This is a genomic window from Paraclostridium dentum, assembly GCF_012922555.1.
Classification (GTDB): Bacteria; Bacillota; Clostridia; order Peptostreptococcales; family Peptostreptococcaceae; genus Paraclostridium; species Paraclostridium dentum.
In genome coordinates this window covers 1-477 of record NZ_WIPK01000117.1, presented here as the reverse complement: position 1 = coordinate 477, position 477 = coordinate 1, and the positions used below count along the sequence as shown (strand labels likewise).

The window sequence follows — 477 nt, the reverse complement described above, 5'->3', positions numbered from 1 at the left end:
GCTAATCAAGACACACATTTTGCAATTTAAACACATAAAAATTTAAAAGCACTACAAAGTATAACAAAGGCTCTCAGCGATAGAAGATTAAAACAGCCCCCTCTGTCATTTCCTTGGATGAGCTCCCTTCAGGAACTGCACGGAGGCCACTGAAGTCCCCACACTGATCAGCGTCTCCTATTCCACCAAAGCAATATTGTTCTGTATTGCATCCAGTTGGTTTGATCCCAGAGCACAGAGCCATTACTGCCTTCTTTTCGTTAAATATTCTAAAGGTGACAAACCCAGGCTCAAACTGATCTTTAACAGTTGCTCCATAAAGGTTTGCCGTTAAATCCTTGTCACCTTTATCGTATTCCACGGGAACAGAAGGTCCGCTCTCACCTTTACATTCTCCTGCTCCAAACCTTACTGGATATTTCTTAAATAAATGGTAGAGGCTTCCACCGTGCTGGTTGAGGAAATTGGTTTCAGTGT

Annotated in this window: 1 protein-coding gene; it reads right to left on the bottom strand. The window is 42.3% G+C overall.

Going from position 1 to position 477, the window contains the following annotated elements; translation table 11 throughout:
* Nucleotides 1–73: 73 nt before the first annotated feature.
* On the bottom strand, nucleotides 74–477 hold a 404-nt coding region (locus GFJ41_RS21090), incomplete at its 5' end, for a hypothetical protein (protein WP_170076017.1).